General features: G+C 45.4%; 14 protein-coding genes. 8 read left to right on the plus strand and 6 right to left on the minus strand.

Annotated elements, in window-relative coordinates; translation table 11 throughout:
• Positions 1 to 468, minus strand: coding sequence for a hypothetical protein (locus tag AC1RNB_RS06890; RefSeq protein ID WP_493081867.1), 468 nt, complete (start codon positions 466 to 468; stop codon positions 1 to 3).
• 166 nt (positions 469 to 634) lie between these two features.
• Between AC1RNB_RS06890 and AC1RNB_RS06895 the strand changes: the two genes are divergently transcribed.
• From AC1RNB_RS06895 to AC1RNB_RS06905, 3 genes are all read left to right on the plus strand, one after another.
• Positions 635 to 1,201 carry a 1-acyl-sn-glycerol-3-phosphate acyltransferase gene (locus AC1RNB_RS06895; protein ID WP_493081869.1) on the plus strand — a complete coding sequence of 189 codons (567 nt, stop codon included), beginning with the start codon at positions 635 to 637 and terminating at the stop codon, positions 1,199 to 1,201.
• A 10-nt stretch (positions 1,202 to 1,211) separates the two neighbouring features.
• The gene (locus AC1RNB_RS06900; RefSeq protein WP_493081871.1) at positions 1,212 to 2,858 is read left to right on the plus strand and encodes an AMP-binding protein; all 1,647 of its coding nucleotides are present in this window, start codon (positions 1,212 to 1,214) and stop codon (positions 2,856 to 2,858) included.
• Between the two features lie 246 nt (positions 2,859 to 3,104).
• Positions 3,105 to 4,004: an OmpA family protein gene (locus tag AC1RNB_RS06905; protein ID WP_493081872.1), complete on the plus strand. Its 900-nt coding sequence runs from the start codon at positions 3,105 to 3,107 to the stop codon at positions 4,002 to 4,004.
• Between the two features lie 151 nt (positions 4,005 to 4,155).
• Here the strand turns inward: AC1RNB_RS06905 and AC1RNB_RS06910 are convergent, their stop codons facing one another.
• A complete protein-coding gene (locus AC1RNB_RS06910) occupies positions 4,156 to 5,235 on the minus strand; it encodes a hypothetical protein (RefSeq protein WP_493081873.1) in 1,080 nt (359 codons plus the stop codon).
• Between the two features lie 277 nt (positions 5,236 to 5,512).
• Positions 5,513 to 5,986, minus strand: coding sequence for a thioredoxin-dependent thiol peroxidase (bcp, locus tag AC1RNB_RS06915; protein WP_493081874.1), 474 nt, complete (start codon positions 5,984 to 5,986; stop codon positions 5,513 to 5,515).
• 139 nt (positions 5,987 to 6,125) lie between these two features.
• Here bcp and carB point away from each other — a divergent pair, with 139 nt between their 5' ends.
• The 4 genes from carB to AC1RNB_RS06935 all read left to right on the plus strand — a co-directional run bounded on the left by carB (position 6,126) and on the right by AC1RNB_RS06935 (position 10,587).
• Positions 6,126 to 7,772 carry a carbamoyl-phosphate synthase large subunit gene (gene carB, locus AC1RNB_RS06920; RefSeq protein WP_493081876.1) on the plus strand — a complete coding sequence of 549 codons (1,647 nt, stop codon included), beginning with the start codon at positions 6,126 to 6,128 and terminating at the stop codon, positions 7,770 to 7,772.
• A 104-nt stretch (positions 7,773 to 7,876) separates the two neighbouring features.
• Entirely contained in the window at positions 7,877 to 8,842 is a 966-nt protein-coding gene (locus AC1RNB_RS06925; protein WP_493081878.1) for a transketolase family protein, read from the plus strand.
• A gap of 118 nt (positions 8,843 to 8,960) precedes the next feature.
• The gene (locus AC1RNB_RS06930; RefSeq protein ID WP_493081880.1) at positions 8,961 to 9,920 is read left to right on the plus strand and encodes a nitrilase family protein; all 960 of its coding nucleotides are present in this window, start codon (positions 8,961 to 8,963) and stop codon (positions 9,918 to 9,920) included.
• 160 nt (positions 9,921 to 10,080) lie between these two features.
• Positions 10,081 to 10,587: a GNAT family N-acetyltransferase gene (locus tag AC1RNB_RS06935; RefSeq protein ID WP_493081882.1), complete on the plus strand. Its 507-nt coding sequence runs from the start codon at positions 10,081 to 10,083 to the stop codon at positions 10,585 to 10,587.
• An 18-nt stretch (positions 10,588 to 10,605) separates the two neighbouring features.
• On the opposite strand, the gene AC1RNB_RS06940 is transcribed toward AC1RNB_RS06935, so the two are convergent.
• Positions 10,606 to 11,328, minus strand: a complete 723-nt coding sequence (locus tag AC1RNB_RS06940) for an alpha/beta fold hydrolase (RefSeq protein ID WP_493081884.1) — start codon at positions 11,326 to 11,328, stop codon at positions 10,606 to 10,608.
• Positions 11,329 to 11,393: 65 nt separating this feature from the next.
• A complete protein-coding gene (locus tag AC1RNB_RS06945; RefSeq protein WP_493081886.1) occupies positions 11,394 to 12,236 on the minus strand; it encodes a bifunctional helix-turn-helix domain-containing protein/methylated-DNA--[protein]-cysteine S-methyltransferase in 843 nt (280 codons plus the stop codon).
• A gap of 160 nt (positions 12,237 to 12,396) precedes the next feature.
• On the opposite strand from AC1RNB_RS06945, the gene AC1RNB_RS06950 reads away from it, so the two are divergent.
• Positions 12,397 to 14,010, plus strand: coding sequence for a M1 family metallopeptidase (locus tag AC1RNB_RS06950; protein WP_493081887.1), 1,614 nt, complete (start codon positions 12,397 to 12,399; stop codon positions 14,008 to 14,010).
• A gap of 18 nt (positions 14,011 to 14,028) precedes the next feature.
• On the opposite strand, the gene pdxH is transcribed toward AC1RNB_RS06950, so the two are convergent.
• Positions 14,029 to 14,673 (minus strand): pyridoxamine 5'-phosphate oxidase, encoded by a 645-nt coding sequence (pdxH, locus tag AC1RNB_RS06955; RefSeq protein ID WP_493081889.1) that lies wholly within the window; start codon positions 14,671 to 14,673, stop codon positions 14,029 to 14,031.
• Between the last annotated feature and the right edge of the window lie 40 nt (positions 14,674 to 14,713).

Genomic DNA, 14,713 nt, shown 5'->3' on the forward strand with positions numbered 1-14,713 from the left:
TTATACATTACTAACTGCCTTCTTACTATTCCTCCCCACCGCATAATGCGGTTTTAACTCTTTGTAGATCTTACCGAGTAATTCATTGCCAGATTCGGAAGCGTTCTTGGAGTTCTGGAAATAGGCCCTTGTCTGTTTCATGATCTCGTTACCGATGACCAGTTTGGCATCTTCGAGTTTGGTTTTTACCGATTCCAGTTCCTCTATCAGTTCGGTATATTGTGCATAGAGGTGAACATAATTGTTGCACTCCATCACATCTACAAACGAGGGAACGGTATTGGGGTTCTTGCGCATGAACTGAACGGCTTTCTCCACAAACTCGTGCCGTTTGGTGTTCAGTTTGAACATACTCCGTCTTTCGCTGGGCTTCAGTTTTATATTATTCGGAACCATATTACGCACCGCAGCAATATTCTGCTTGATCGACATCAGCTCACTGGCAACAAAACTTCTGAAAGAGGCCATGGTACAGGGATTTATGCTATAACGCTGTTTCAAAATAGAAAATTGCTTATTCCACACATTTTTCCCTGCGGGGAGTCGTGAGACGTGAGTACCCCCCTACTCACGATTCACGACTCACGATATTCATTTTCTTACTATCTTGTAAATCAGACCCAATTGCTGCCACATGAGACTATTATGGAGCTTCTATCTCCGTATAACAGGATGGACCCTGCGCGGTTCTTTTCCTTATCACTTGTCCAAATGCGTGGTGATTGTGGGTCCGCATACCAGTGCCTGGGATTTTGTGATCGGACTGGCTTTTCGCAGCAAACTGCATCTCGAACACCTCAAATATCTTGGCAAGGATTCTCTCTTTAAAGGCCGTTTTGGTTTTTTCTTCCGTAAACTGGGGGGCGTTCCGGTAGACCGTTTCAGCCAGCACAATATGGTAGACCAGGTGGTAGCATTGTTTAACAGCCAGGATAAATTTGTACTGGCCCTCTCACCGGAAGGTACCCGTAAAAAAGTGGATCGGCTGCGAACCGGGTTTTATCATATCGCCAAAAAAGCCGGTGTACCCATTGTTATGGTGGGTATGGATTTTAGCCGGAAAGAGGGCATCATCGCCGAACCCTTTATGCCTTCGGATGATGAAGCTGCCGACTTTAGAAAGATCCATGCATTTTTTGCGCCCATTCAGGGAAAGATCCCTGAACAGGGCATGTCTCACTTATTATCTCCCCAACTTTAACCGATACCGTATGTCTGCACAATTCCCCACCATGCTGGATAAGTTCTGCGAGTTTGAGCAAAGCCGCGCCAACAAATTATTTCTGGCCGAACCGGTACGGGGTGAGTACCAAAAATTTACCTGGCAGGAAGCCGGTACCCAGGTGCGAAAAATGGCTGCTGTCCTGAAAGAAATGGGACTCGGTAAGGATGATAAAGTAGCCATCCTCAGTAAAAACTGCGCCCACTGGATTCTGGCCGATCTCGCTATTGCAATGGCGGGCTGTATTTCCGTACCTCTCTATCCCAATATCACGCCCGATGCACTGCGCGAGATCATCGTACACAGCGAAAGCAAAGCCATCTTCATCGGCAAACTGGACAACCCGGCAGAATTGCGCACCGGAGTACCGGATGGGCTGATCCAAATCAGTTTCCCCTTTTACCCCAATGCCGGATGTTTGAACTGGAACGAACTGATTGCCGGTAAAAAAGGGTTGGAAGGCAAACCTGAGCTGGACCCGCATGCATTGGCCTGTATTGTGTATACCTCCGGTACCACCGGACAGCCAAAGGGTGTGATGCATACCTATTATGCCATTGCATTTGCTGTAGATGCATTTACTACCAGTTTCCCCGATGTTAAAGAAGAAATCTTTTTCTCTTACCTCCCACTTTGCCATGTAGCAGAACGTATGCTGGTAGAATGTGGCGCCATTTTTACCGGCAGTACCGTGTATTTTGTAGAATCGATGGATACATTCGCCAAAAACCTGGCCGATACAAAACCCACTGTATTTCTGGCCGTTCCCCGTATCTGGGAAAAACTGCAGGAAGGCATCCTGAAAAAAATGCCGCAACAGAAATTGGACCGGTTTTTATCCATCCCCATCGTTTCCTCCATCATTAAAAAAGCGATCCGGAAAAAACTCGGTCTGGCCAATGCCCGTTTTATATTTACCGGTGCCTCTCCCATCAACCCCGGTTTACTGCATTGGTTTGCCAAACTGGGTATTATCATTCAGGAAGCTTATGGCATGACGGAGAATGTGGCCCTCTCGCACTCTAACCGCAGAGGTGCTGTAAAATTCGGCACCGTAGGCCAGGCTTACCAGGGTGTAGAGGTAAGATTAGGGAAAGACAATGAAGTGCAGGTGAAGAGTCCGGCCAGTATGCTCGGCTACTATAAAGAACCAGGTTTAACTGCCGAGTGTTTTGAAGACGGGTATTTACGCACGGGTGATGAGGGATCGATCGACAATGAAGGTTATCTTACTATTACCGGCCGCATCAAAGACCAGTTCAAAACCAGTAAAGGCAAATACATTATGCCTGCCCCGGTAGAAAGCAAGCTGCTGCAAACGCCGGAACTGGCCCAGGTTTGCGTGGTGGGTTCGGGTATGCCCAATGCCATGGCACTCTGCACCCTGTCTGAAAATGCCAGAAATCATGCTATAGAAAATCTTCAGGAAACCCTGTACCAGGCATTATTAACCGTAAATAAAAGCCTGGAACACCACGAGCAGCTATCTAAGTTAATTGTACTGGCCGAAGAATGGACCATCCAGAATGGACTACTTACCCCTACCTTAAAAATCAAACGGAAAATGATCGACGCCAGTTTTGGGGAACAATATGGCTCCTGGAGCAAAACCCCCAATACCGTCATTTTTGCCTGACCCGAGCGGTCACCCTGATTAATTGTGCCTTTGTGTGCAAATACTGTTTCACACAAAGGCACCAAGGCACGGTGGTTTACATCATTGGTCATAGATCACAGTTCCCCTGCTCATTTTTTGTTGAAAACTTACCCAAAAGCCATCCGTTATCAGGAATTAATTTTGTGATAACTGCTTTAAGCACAATTTAATGTTATGCAGCAGCGTTACATAAGGGCAATTTTTATCACCACCAATTGAACGAACATGAAATCAAAAATCTACTTATTGATCGCCATGGGCTCCCTGGCCCTCTTTTCCTGCGTGAGTCCCAAGAAACTCGAAGAAGAAAAAGCCAAGTACACTGAATTAAGTGGTAATTACCTCGCTTTGCAGGCCAAATACCGCGACCTGCAGGATGAACTGAAGCGTTGCCAGAATGAATCCACTGCCAAAATCTCTGATCTGAGTACCCGCAAAGCGGCCCTGGAATCGCAGATCGCCGATATGACCAAACAGATCGATTACCTGAAACAGAACAATAATACCGTTCTGAACCAGTTAAAAGACCTGTCTGTAGTAACCGGTGCACAGGCTGAAAGTATTAAAAAATCGCTCGATAATATCGGTGCCAAAGACATCTATATCCGCGATCTGCAAGGCTCTATTGCCCGCAAGGATTCGCTGAACATGGCCCTGGTGATGAACCTGAAAGGTGCCATCGGTAACCTGGATGATAAAGACATCAATATCAAAGTTGACAAGGGTGTAGTATATGTAGATATCTCCGATAAACTGCTGTTCAAAAGCGGCAGCTACGAAGTAACCGACCGTGCCAAAGAAGTACTCGGTAAAGTTGCCAAAGTATTGAACAACCAGCCTGAGATTGAATTCCAGGTAGAAGGTCATACAGATTCTGTGCCTATTAAGAGCCCCGGCATTTTAGACAACTGGGATCTGAGTGTGAAACGTGCTACTACGGTGGTTCGTATTCTGCAGGATACTTACGGTCTGGACCCTAAACGTATGACCGCCGCCGGCCGCAGCCAATATATACCACTCGCTGATAATGGTACTGCCGAAGGCCGTGCTGCCAACCGCAGAACACGTATCGTGATCCTGCCGCAACTGGACCAGTTCTTCAAATTACTGGAGACTAAGAAATAGTTATTATCCTTCCTGATAAAAAGAAGCTGTCCGAAAAGGCAGCTTCTTTTTTGTATAACAACCCTTTTATGGCTTTGCAGCGCTAATTATACCAGTGCATCATTACAATTGATTACTACTATTCTGTCTGTAGTTATATGGTGTCGGAACATTATTGAATAAACTCTTTCACTTCTTTCCCGGCTTTACGCAGACCTTCTGAGTTGATGCCAAGCAGTTTTCTGGCGGCAGCATTGATATCAACTATGGTTAATTTCTTCCATTCGCTGTTATCAGTTACCTGTTCATGTCTCAACAATTCTTTTGCCATGTTTTTAATCACATGGGCGTTTGCAAAGGAATGAGCGTTACTTCTGTTCTGGTTTGCATTAGACTGAAAAAAAGATAAAAGTTTATAAGCCGATTGGTTGGCATAAGCCAGCTCTACCAACTTGGCCCGGTACTCAAGATCGGCACCTGAAAGCTCCGAGTAAAGTTTATAATCTGCAAAATGCTGGCCTTCGTGTTGCAGATAACTGATCTTGAAATTTTCACTGGATGTATCATAAGTGCTTCGTACACAATACAAAGCCTTATCGGTTGCCCAGCCGCCCGGAAAATATTTGCCGAATGTGGCATACTCTTCCCAGCCCATTGTTACAACACTATCCATAAACACAACAGTTACGTCTGTATTACCTTCCGGTAATACTACATTGTAATGGGTTTCTGTCTCTTTTGCCCATACCAGCAGATCATAGAACCCGGCGGTTTTACCATTTGCCACATAAAAGCCATTCCGGGTCAGTAGTTTTTTAACGTAGTCAATTACATTTTGGCGGATCTCTTCTTTACTCTCCTGTGCAGTTTCATGATGAAGCAGGTAGTTCTCTATATTTTTCAATAGCCGCTTATCTGCTGTTTGAACGGGATATTGTTGCAGCAAAACCTCTTTCCAGTACACCCGGTATATGCTGATCAGTTGCAACAGGAGCTCATTTTTTGTTGGATACGTAAATATCTCATCCTGATCTTTAAAGCGTTTGAGATATTGTTGCTTCGTTTTTAATTCCTGCGGATGTAGGTTCAGATCAGCTAAAGTATCCAGATCCTTTACAATACCTTTTACATTACCCTGCAAAGCCCGCAGATACATTTTCTCCAGGCGGTTGCTATTTTGCTGTGCATGTGCAGTATAACACAGAAGAAAAATGCCTGTACCTAACCAGGTACGCAAAGAAGATCGTTTCATTTTGTTTGCTGTTAATCTGTTATAGATTCTACCCTCGGACAGGGTTATCTAAACAAATCTAACCGCCGCAAAATAAGTTGACGGACCGCTTATCAAATTAATACCAGTTGCAAATTATACCTGACTGATTATAAGAACATCAGACACAGCACTAGTTAGCACTATACGATTTCTGTATGGGTTGTCAATTCCCTTTTATTGCCTTAGTATGTGAAACCTGATAGTGATTGCTACAAAGAAAAAGAGCAAAACCTATATTGTTTTGCTCTCTGCTTTTTTATTTACCGGCCGCTTTCCACGCTTCCAGAATTTCTTCCGTGTGGTTCTTGCTTTCGGGTTTATCGATGATCTTAACGATCTTTCCTTCTTCATCTATCAGGAAAGTGGTACGGGTGGTACCCATGTAGGTACGACCCATGAATTTCTTTTCACCCCATAAATTGTACTTGTCTACGATCTTTTTATCCTCATCTGCCACCAACGGAAAAGGCAGATCATGTTTTTCTACGAACTTCTTGTGACTTTTCACGTCGTCTACACTTACACCTACTATCTGGTAGCCCTTTTTCTTGAGCAGGGCAAAATTATCGCGCAGGTTACAGGCCTGTATGGTACAGGTGGGGGTATCATCTTTGGGATAGAAATACAGGATTACTTTTTTTCCTTTGAAATCGGCCAGTGAAATAGCGTTCCCGTTCTGGTCCAATGCCTTGAATGCGGGTGCTTTACTGCCTTCTTTTAATACAGCCATATTATTATTTTATGTAAATCAATTTGTAATAATAACGCTATTTGGGCTGTTTTGTTCCGATTTGGCCATTTCAGCGCAAAAAATAACAACATCATTGCCCATGCAGCCTTACATTTGCACAATTTATTTTTAAGCAACCATGCCCAAAGACAATTCCATCAAATCCGTTCTGATTATTGGTTCCGGCCCCATTATTATTGGCCAGGCCTGCGAGTTTGACTATTCCGGTTCCCAGGCTGCCCGCAGTTTGCGCGAAGAGGGTATCAAAGTGATCCTCATTAACAGTAACCCGGCCACCATTATGACCGACCCCATGATGGCCGACAGGGTTTACCTCCTGCCACTCACCGTGGAAAGTATTGAACAGATCCTGGAAGAGAACCAGATAGACGCTGTTTTGCCCACCATGGGTGGCCAGACAGCCCTGAACCTCTGTAAGGAAGCCGAGGAACTGGGCATCTGGGAGAAACATAACTGCCGTTTGATTGGCGTAGATGTTGCCGCCATCGATACCGCCGAAGACCGCGAGAAATTTCGCCAGCTGATGGTGAAGATCGGGGTAGCCGTGGCACCCAGTCGCGTAGCCAACAGTTTTCTGGAAGGAAAAGAGTTTGCACAAGAGATTGGTTTCCCCTTAGTTATACGCCCTTCCTTTACCCTTGGCGGTACGGGAGGCGGTTTTGTACATACCAAAGACGATCTGGATGCGGCCCTGGAAAGAGGACTGAAAGCCTCTCCCATTCATGAAGTACTGGTAGAAAAAGCGGTACTGGGCTGGAAAGAATATGAGCTGGAGCTGTTGCGCGACCAGAACGACAATGTGGTGATCATCTGTACCGTGGAGAACCTGGATCCCATGGGCGTACACACCGGCGACTCCATTACTGTGGCCCCGGCCATGACCCTGAGTGATACCTCTTTCCAGGATATGCGTAACAAGGCCATCCTGATGATGCGTTCTCTCGGCAATTTTGCCGGCGGCTGTAATGTGCAGTTTGCGCAAAACCCCGAAACAGAAGAACTGATTGCAGTAGAGATCAATCCCCGCGTAAGCCGTTCTTCAGCTCTGGCCTCTAAAGCCACTGGTTATCCGATTGCCAAAATCGCCGCCAAACTGGCGATTGGTTATTCGCTGGATGAGTTGAAGAACCAGATCACCAAAACCACTTCGGCCTATTTTGAACCGGCGCTGGATTATGTAATTGTAAAAGTGCCCCGCTGGAACTTTGATAAGTTCAAAGGCGCCAACGATACCCTGGGACTGCAGATGAAAAGTGTGGGTGAGGTAATGGCCATCGGCAGAAGTTTTACCGAAGCCATCCAGAAAGCCTGCCAGAGCCTGGAGAACGAAGCCATTGGACTGGGGTATTATGGCAAAAGCCTGATGAAGAGCGAGGAACTGGTAGAATATATCAAAACCCCGAAATGGGACCGCATTTTCCGTATCAAAGATGCGCTGATGCAGGGCTCTACCGTTAAATCCATTGCACAGGCTACCCGTATAGACCGCTGGTTTATCTACCAGATCCAGCAGTTATGTACCATCGAAAAAGAGATGGCACAGTATTCATTGGATACCCTGCCCACCGATCTGCTGAAAGAAGCCAAGAAAAATGGTTTCGGAGATGCCCAGATTGCCCGCATCCTGCATGGCGACTGCACCGATGAACAGGTATACCAAAAAAGAAAATCGCTCGGCATTACCCGCGTGTACAAAATGGTAGATACTTGCGCCGCCGAATTTGAGGCAAAAACACCTTATTTCTACAGCACTTTCGAAGGATAAAAGCTTTGTGAATGGGCAATGGTGAATGCTGAATACCCATTGCCCATTCACCATTCACCATTGCCTACTTTTCCTTTACTTTGCACCACTAACAAAATCACTGTATGAAACTGAAAGACATCCAGGTACTGAATGAAAAAGAAACCCGTGGCGGTTTTGGTGAAGGCATCTATGAAATTGGCAAAGAGAATGAGAATGTGGTGGTATTGACGGCCGACCTCGCCGGTTCTTTAAAGCTCGGGCCCTTTATCAAGGATTTCCCTAACCGTTTTGTACAGGTAGGTATTGCAGAAGCCAATATGATCGGTATTGCTGCCGGTATGACCATTGGCGGTAAAATTCCTTATACCACCACTTTTGCCAACTTCAGCACCGGCCGTGTGTACGACCAGATTCGCCAGAGTGTGGCTTACAGCGATAAAAATGTAAAGATCTGCGCCTCTCACGCCGGTTTAACCCTGGGCGAAGATGGTGCTACCCACCAGATCCTGGAAGACATTGGACTGATGAAAATGCTGCCTGGTATGACCGTGATTGTTCCCTGCGATTTTAACCAGACCAAAGCCGCTACCAAAGCCATTGCAGCACACCATGGTCCGGTATACTTACGTTTCGGCAGACCCAAATGGCCCAATTTTACCAAAGAAGACGGCAGTGATTTTGTGATCGGCAAAGCACAACAACTGAGCGAGGGAACCGATGTAACCATTTTTGCCTGCGGACATATGGTATGGAAAGCCATTGAAGCAGGAAGAATCCTGGAAGAAAAAGGAATCAGTGTAGAACTGATTAACCTGCATACCATCAAGCCTTTAGATGAAGCAGCTATCATTGCTTCCCTTTCTAAAACCAAATGTGCCGTAACCGTTGAAGAGCATAACATCATTGGTGGTATGGGCGATGCCGTTGCGCAGGTGGCTGCCAGACATATTCCTGTTCCTATTGAATACATCGGCACCAACGATACATTTGGCGAAAGCGGTAAACCCACCGAACTGTTAACCAAGTATGGTCTGGATACACCGTTTATTGTTGCTGCTGCTGAGAAAGCGATGGCAAGAAAAAAATAAATTGTATTACAAACTGATGGATAGTAACCGCAGCCTTTCAGCTGCGGTTTTTTATTTCCTACTTTAGTATCTTAGTTCAACGCCGGAAAAAATAATTCTACCTGCAAAAACCCACCCTATGAATCCAATCAAAATATCGAGTGCCCAATTCGAACATAAAAATGCGGACAAGCATTATAACCTGTCAGTGATTGAAAGACTGACAAAAAAAGCGGCAGCGGAAGGTTCGCAGGTGATTGCCTTTCATGAGTGTTCCATTACGGGGTATACTTTTGCCAGGCATTTATCGAAAGAACAGATGCTGGACATGGCAGAGTTTATTCCGGATGGAGAAAGTATTCAAAGACTTACTACCATTGCCGGGGAAAACAATATGGTAGTGCTGGCTGGGCTTTTTGAAAAAGACAGCCAGGATCATTTATTCAAAACCTATGTATGTGTAAACAAAAATGGATTGGTAGCCAAATTCAGAAAACTGCATCCATTTATCAACCCGCATCTCACAGCAGGCGATAGGTATTGTGTATTTGATTTACTTGGCTGGAAATGTGGTATCCTCATCTGTTACGATAACAATATTGTTGAGAATGTGAGAGCAACCAAACTCTTGGGTGCCGATATCATTTTTATGCCGCATGTTACCATGTGTACCCCTTCTACCAGACCCGGGGCCGGTTTTGTAGATCCCAAACTTTGGGAAAACCGGGAAGCAGATCCCACTTCGCTGCGCCTGGAATTTGACGGAATGAAAGGAAGGGCGTGGTTGATGAAATGGTTACCCGCCAGAGCTTACGATAATGCTATATATGCCATCTTCTCCAATCCGATCGGCATGGATGATGATCAGTTAAAGAACGGATGTTCTATGATCATTGATCCCTTTGGTGATATATTATCTGAGTGCCGGAGCTTTGAAGACAGTTTTGTTACGGCTACCCTCACACCCGAAAAACTTACCATGGCCGGAGGAACCCGTTACCTGAAAGCCCGCCGGCCAGATCTGTATCGGGATATTATCGGGCAGGATCACCAAGCAGAACAGAAAGTAGTTTGGTTACATACGGCAGAAAAAAAATAAGCTCATTGCTGCAATTCAGGACCTATTGTTTCAATAAGAGAAAAACGAAGAAAAAGAGAAAAGAAGTGAAAATCTTTTTGCGGCTTCTTTTCTCCGTTTTTCTCTTATTGAAACGCTTCGCAGAACATCATCTATATTTGGTGTGATACAATTCGATAACATGATCCAGACTAAAAGGCTCCGCTTGCTTCCCCTCACCCATGATCAGTTACAGCAATACCTGCGGGCAGATCATTCGCTGGAAGAAACATTAGCGCTTACCCCCATAGAGCTGGTGATTGCTCCCGAACTGAAAGAAGCTATTGAACAGGCTTTTCTTCCGAATACCGCTAACCCGGAAAAAAATTACCTGTTCTGTACGCTCTGGACCATCATACTGAAAGCAGAAAACCGTATGGTAGCAGACCTCTGCATCGTAAACGAGCCCAATGAAAATGGTGAGATCGAGATCGGTTACGGTACTTACGCCGCTGAGCAGGGAAAAGGGTATATGACAGAAGCTGTGGGTGGCATCATACAATGGGCCAGACTACAACCTGCTGTAAAAACCATTGTGGCCGGTACCGATAAAACAAATATCGCTTCCTATACCATCCTGCAGAAAAACGGTTTTGTACGATCGGGTGAAACAGAAACCGGTTTTACCTGGCGGTTAGAGATCAACTAATTTCTTTCGTAAAAGAATTTAGTCATCCGCAATCTCACAAAATATATCCGACAGCTCCACCGGTTTGCTGAAGAAAGGTGAATGACTGGTAGACATACGGTACACTTTTTTACAGGGGGTTTCCGTATACATTTTTCGCTGGATAAAAGGAGTTACGGCCCTGTCTTCTGTGCATTCAATATAGTAACGGGGTACAGTTCCAAAATTCTCTTCTGTTAATTGCAGGGGGGTAATACCGGAGATCACCGGCTCATGGCTCAATAACAACTTAGCGAGCTCCGTAATGTTTTCATCACAATCGTGGTATAATCCTTCCTGGTATATTTCGGGCTGTAAAGTGGAAGAGCCGGTGGCTTCGTGCAGGGTTACATAAGGTTTTAATACACCTTCCGTATCCTCTACGGAATATTCCCTTTGTGTTTTACCATTGGGAACAAGATAAGCTGCGAGATAAATTAATTTTTCAATTTTCCCCGGTCGGTATTCTGCCGCCTGCGAAATCATGATCCCGTTTTTGCTATGCCCCACCAGGATCACTTCCCCATCAATACTATCTATCAGGCTGCAGATTTTTTCTACACCGGTTTGCAGCGTTATTGCTTGTATCGGGGTTTTATCTCTGCCCATACCTGGTAGATCAATAGCAAATACCTTGTGCCCTCTTTTTTCCAGAATGGGAGCAACTCTGTGCCAGTTCCAGGCGCTATGCCAGGAACCATGTACTAAAATAAATGTTTTCATGTAGCTTGATTTGTACGGCAAAACTGCCACAGCTGCCGCTTACGGGCAACCCGATACTTGCTTTCTTAATGATTTGTTTTGGCAGCTTCCCAGCCAATGATGGCTGTTTTACGATTGATACCCCACATATAACCACCGAGCATACCGGTTGACTGTATCACCCGGTGACAGGGAATCAGAAAAGCAACAGGATTACTTCCGATAGCTGTACCTACTGCTCTGGAAGCCCGGGGGTTCTGTATTTTTTCTGCAATGGTTCCATACGTAGTCAACTGCCCTTCCGGAATCTGTAGCAAGGTTTCCCAAACCTTCAGTTGAAAAGCGGTTCCCTTTACATGCAGTTTAATCTGGTCCAGTTTTTTCCAGTCCTGGGTAAATATATACAGCGCATTCTGCTGAATAATATCAGTGATCTGTCTGAAAGCCGCGCGGGGAAATTGCGCCTGCAAGAGTTGAAAAGCGGCTGGTTCTTCCTCCGCAAATGCCATATAACAAATACCCCGGTGTGTAGAAGCCACAATGATATTTCCAAAGGGCGTTTCTGCATAACTGTAATTGACCGACAGATTCTCTCCGCCGTTTTTAAATTCACCCGGTGTCATGCCTTCTATTTTCACAAACAGATCGTGCAGGCGGCCTGTGCCCGATAAGCCGGTATCATATGCCGCATCAAATACCGTAGCTTCCTGGTTGCGGAGTATATTTTTGGCATAGGCTACGCTGGTGTACTGTAAAAATTTCTTCGGACTAACACCGGCCCAGTCTTTAAACAACCGTTGAAAATGAAAAGGGCTCAGGTGTACTTTGGCTGCCACTTCATCCAGATCGGGCTGTGACTGGAAGTTGCAACGGATATATTCAATTGCTTCCGCGATCCTGTTATAGTTGAGTTCCTGCTGACTGTTCATGATATACGTTTATAAAGCAAAACTATTGAGCCTTCCGTTATCCCAAAACCCGGAACTTGCTGTCTTCTCTTTCACCGGTATAATCATTCCCTGTTGAGAATAGTCATTTCGCAGAGAAATAGCCCGACAAGTTTTACATTTAATCTCAGAAATCATTGCCATGCTGAAAAAAGTCCTCCCTCTTGTATGCTTCCTCTTCAGCCAATCCCTGTTTTCGCAGCAAAATACGTTGTACAATCCATCCATCGATGTACAACACTATGTTTTTCAGGCGCAGGTATCAGATGTCAACGATAGCCTGAAGGGTAAAGCACTGATCACCATTCGTTTTACAGAAAAAGTAAAGACCGTTTCTTTTGATCTTGCCAATGTGAACGATACCGGAAGAGGCATGCTGATAACCGCTATCAAAGAAAATGGCAAACTACTCTCGTTTACTCATCAGAAAGATGTGGTTCATATCACACTTGCAGATTCCGCAGCTGTGGGGTCAGTGACTACGTATACCATTGAATACAAGGGTATTCCTGCCGATGGACTGATCATCAGCAAAAACAAATTCGGCCGGCGAACTTACTTCAGCGATCATTGGCCCAACCGCGCCCGCTACTGGTTGCCCTGCAAAGATCATTTATCAGATAAAGCCTCAGTTGAATTTGTGATTACCGCACCCGATCATTACAAAGTGGTGTCCAACGGTGTAAGAACAAAAGAAATACAGCTGCCGAGTCACTTACGCAGAACCCATTGGATAGAAACCGTTGCGCTGCCCACCAAAGTGATGGCAGTGGGTATTGCCGATTTTGCCATCACGCAGGCGGGGGAGGTAAGCGGTATTCCGGTGGCAAGCTGGGTATACCCCGAAAATAAAGAACAGGCTTTTTACGATTATGCACAGGCTACAGAAATTTTACCTTTTTTTATAGAGCGGGTGGGGCCCTATCCGTATCACAAACTGGCCAATGTGCAGTCAAAAACCATTTTTGGGGGCATGGAAAATGCCGGTGCTATTTTTTATGCAGAAAACACCATCACCGGTAAAAAACAGATGGAAGAATTGCTGACGCATGAGATCGCACACCAATGGTTCGGCAACAGTGCCACCGAAACAGACTGGCCACATCTCTGGCTCAGCGAAGGTTTTGCCACAGCCATGACACACTTGTATATGGAGTACAGATACGGGAAAGACACATTGATCAACCGTTTACAAAAAGACAGGGACACCGTGCTGGCTTTCACCAAAATAAAAAAAACGGGGGTGGTAGACATTCGAGGGCGAACGAATCCCATGGCCATGTTGAACACACATTCCTATCAGAAAGGCGGCTGGATATTACTGATGTTACGTAATGAATTAGGGGATACTCTTTTCTGGAAAGCAGTAAGAAGTTATTATGCTACTTACAATGGCCGGAATGCTTCTACAAAAGATCTGCAGAAAGTGTTTGAATCTGTTTCCGGTAAAAACCTGCAGCAGTTCTTTACGCAGTGGCTATATATGCCGGAAAATCCTGATTTGCAGATCAGCTGGCATTATAATGCATTGTTGAAACAGATAGACCTCAGTATCACCCAGCTAACAGAAACCAACTTCTCCTTTACGCTGGAATTAAATTATACAGATGACCAGGGAAAGAAAACCAGCACAAAGATTCCGGTTACTCAGCGAAAAACCAGGATTCCTATTCCTGCACAAAGCCATCCCGTACAAATAATAGCCGATCCCGATTGCCGGTTATTGGCGGGAATAGCGGTAAAAGAAATTAAATAACTATTGCCGGAAAATTCATCACGGTGCCAGCCGCACCATATGCCACTTATTGCCTAACTGATGCACATATTTCACGCGGTCATGCAGGCGGCTGCTTCGGCCCTGCCAGAATTCGATATTCGCCGGTTTTACTACATACCCTCCCCAATGTTCGGGGCGGGGTATAATGCCGTCGCTGAATTTTTTCTCCAGTTCCTTCACATTGGTTTCTATCACTTCGCGGCTATCGATCACCGTACTCTGCGGCGATGCCCAGGCACCGATACGGCTGCCGGCGGGACGGGTTTGAAAATACTCTTCGCTCTCTTTTTCCGGGATCCGCTCAACCATCCCTTCAATACGCACTTGCCGCTCCAGTTCTTTCCAGAAAAAAACAAGCGAAGCGCGTGGATTCTGTTCCATCTCCCTTCCTTTATGGCTATGGTAATTGGTAAAAAAAATAAAGCCGCGCTCATCAAATCCTTTTAATAATACAATTCTGGCTGAAGGTAATCCGCCCAGTGTGGCCGTAGCCAGCGTCATCGCATTCACTTCATCTATCTCACTCCTGATCGCATCGTCCCACCAGCGGGCAAACTGCTCCATGGGATTATCGGCCATATCGGCTTCATTCAGGGCATGCATCATATAATCTCTCCGGATATCAGCAATAGATTTACTCATAATCTTTGATTAAGGATACAAAGGTAATAAGAGAAAGAAG

Source organism: Sediminibacterium sp. GW821-FHT12F12 (genome assembly GCF_058806635.1).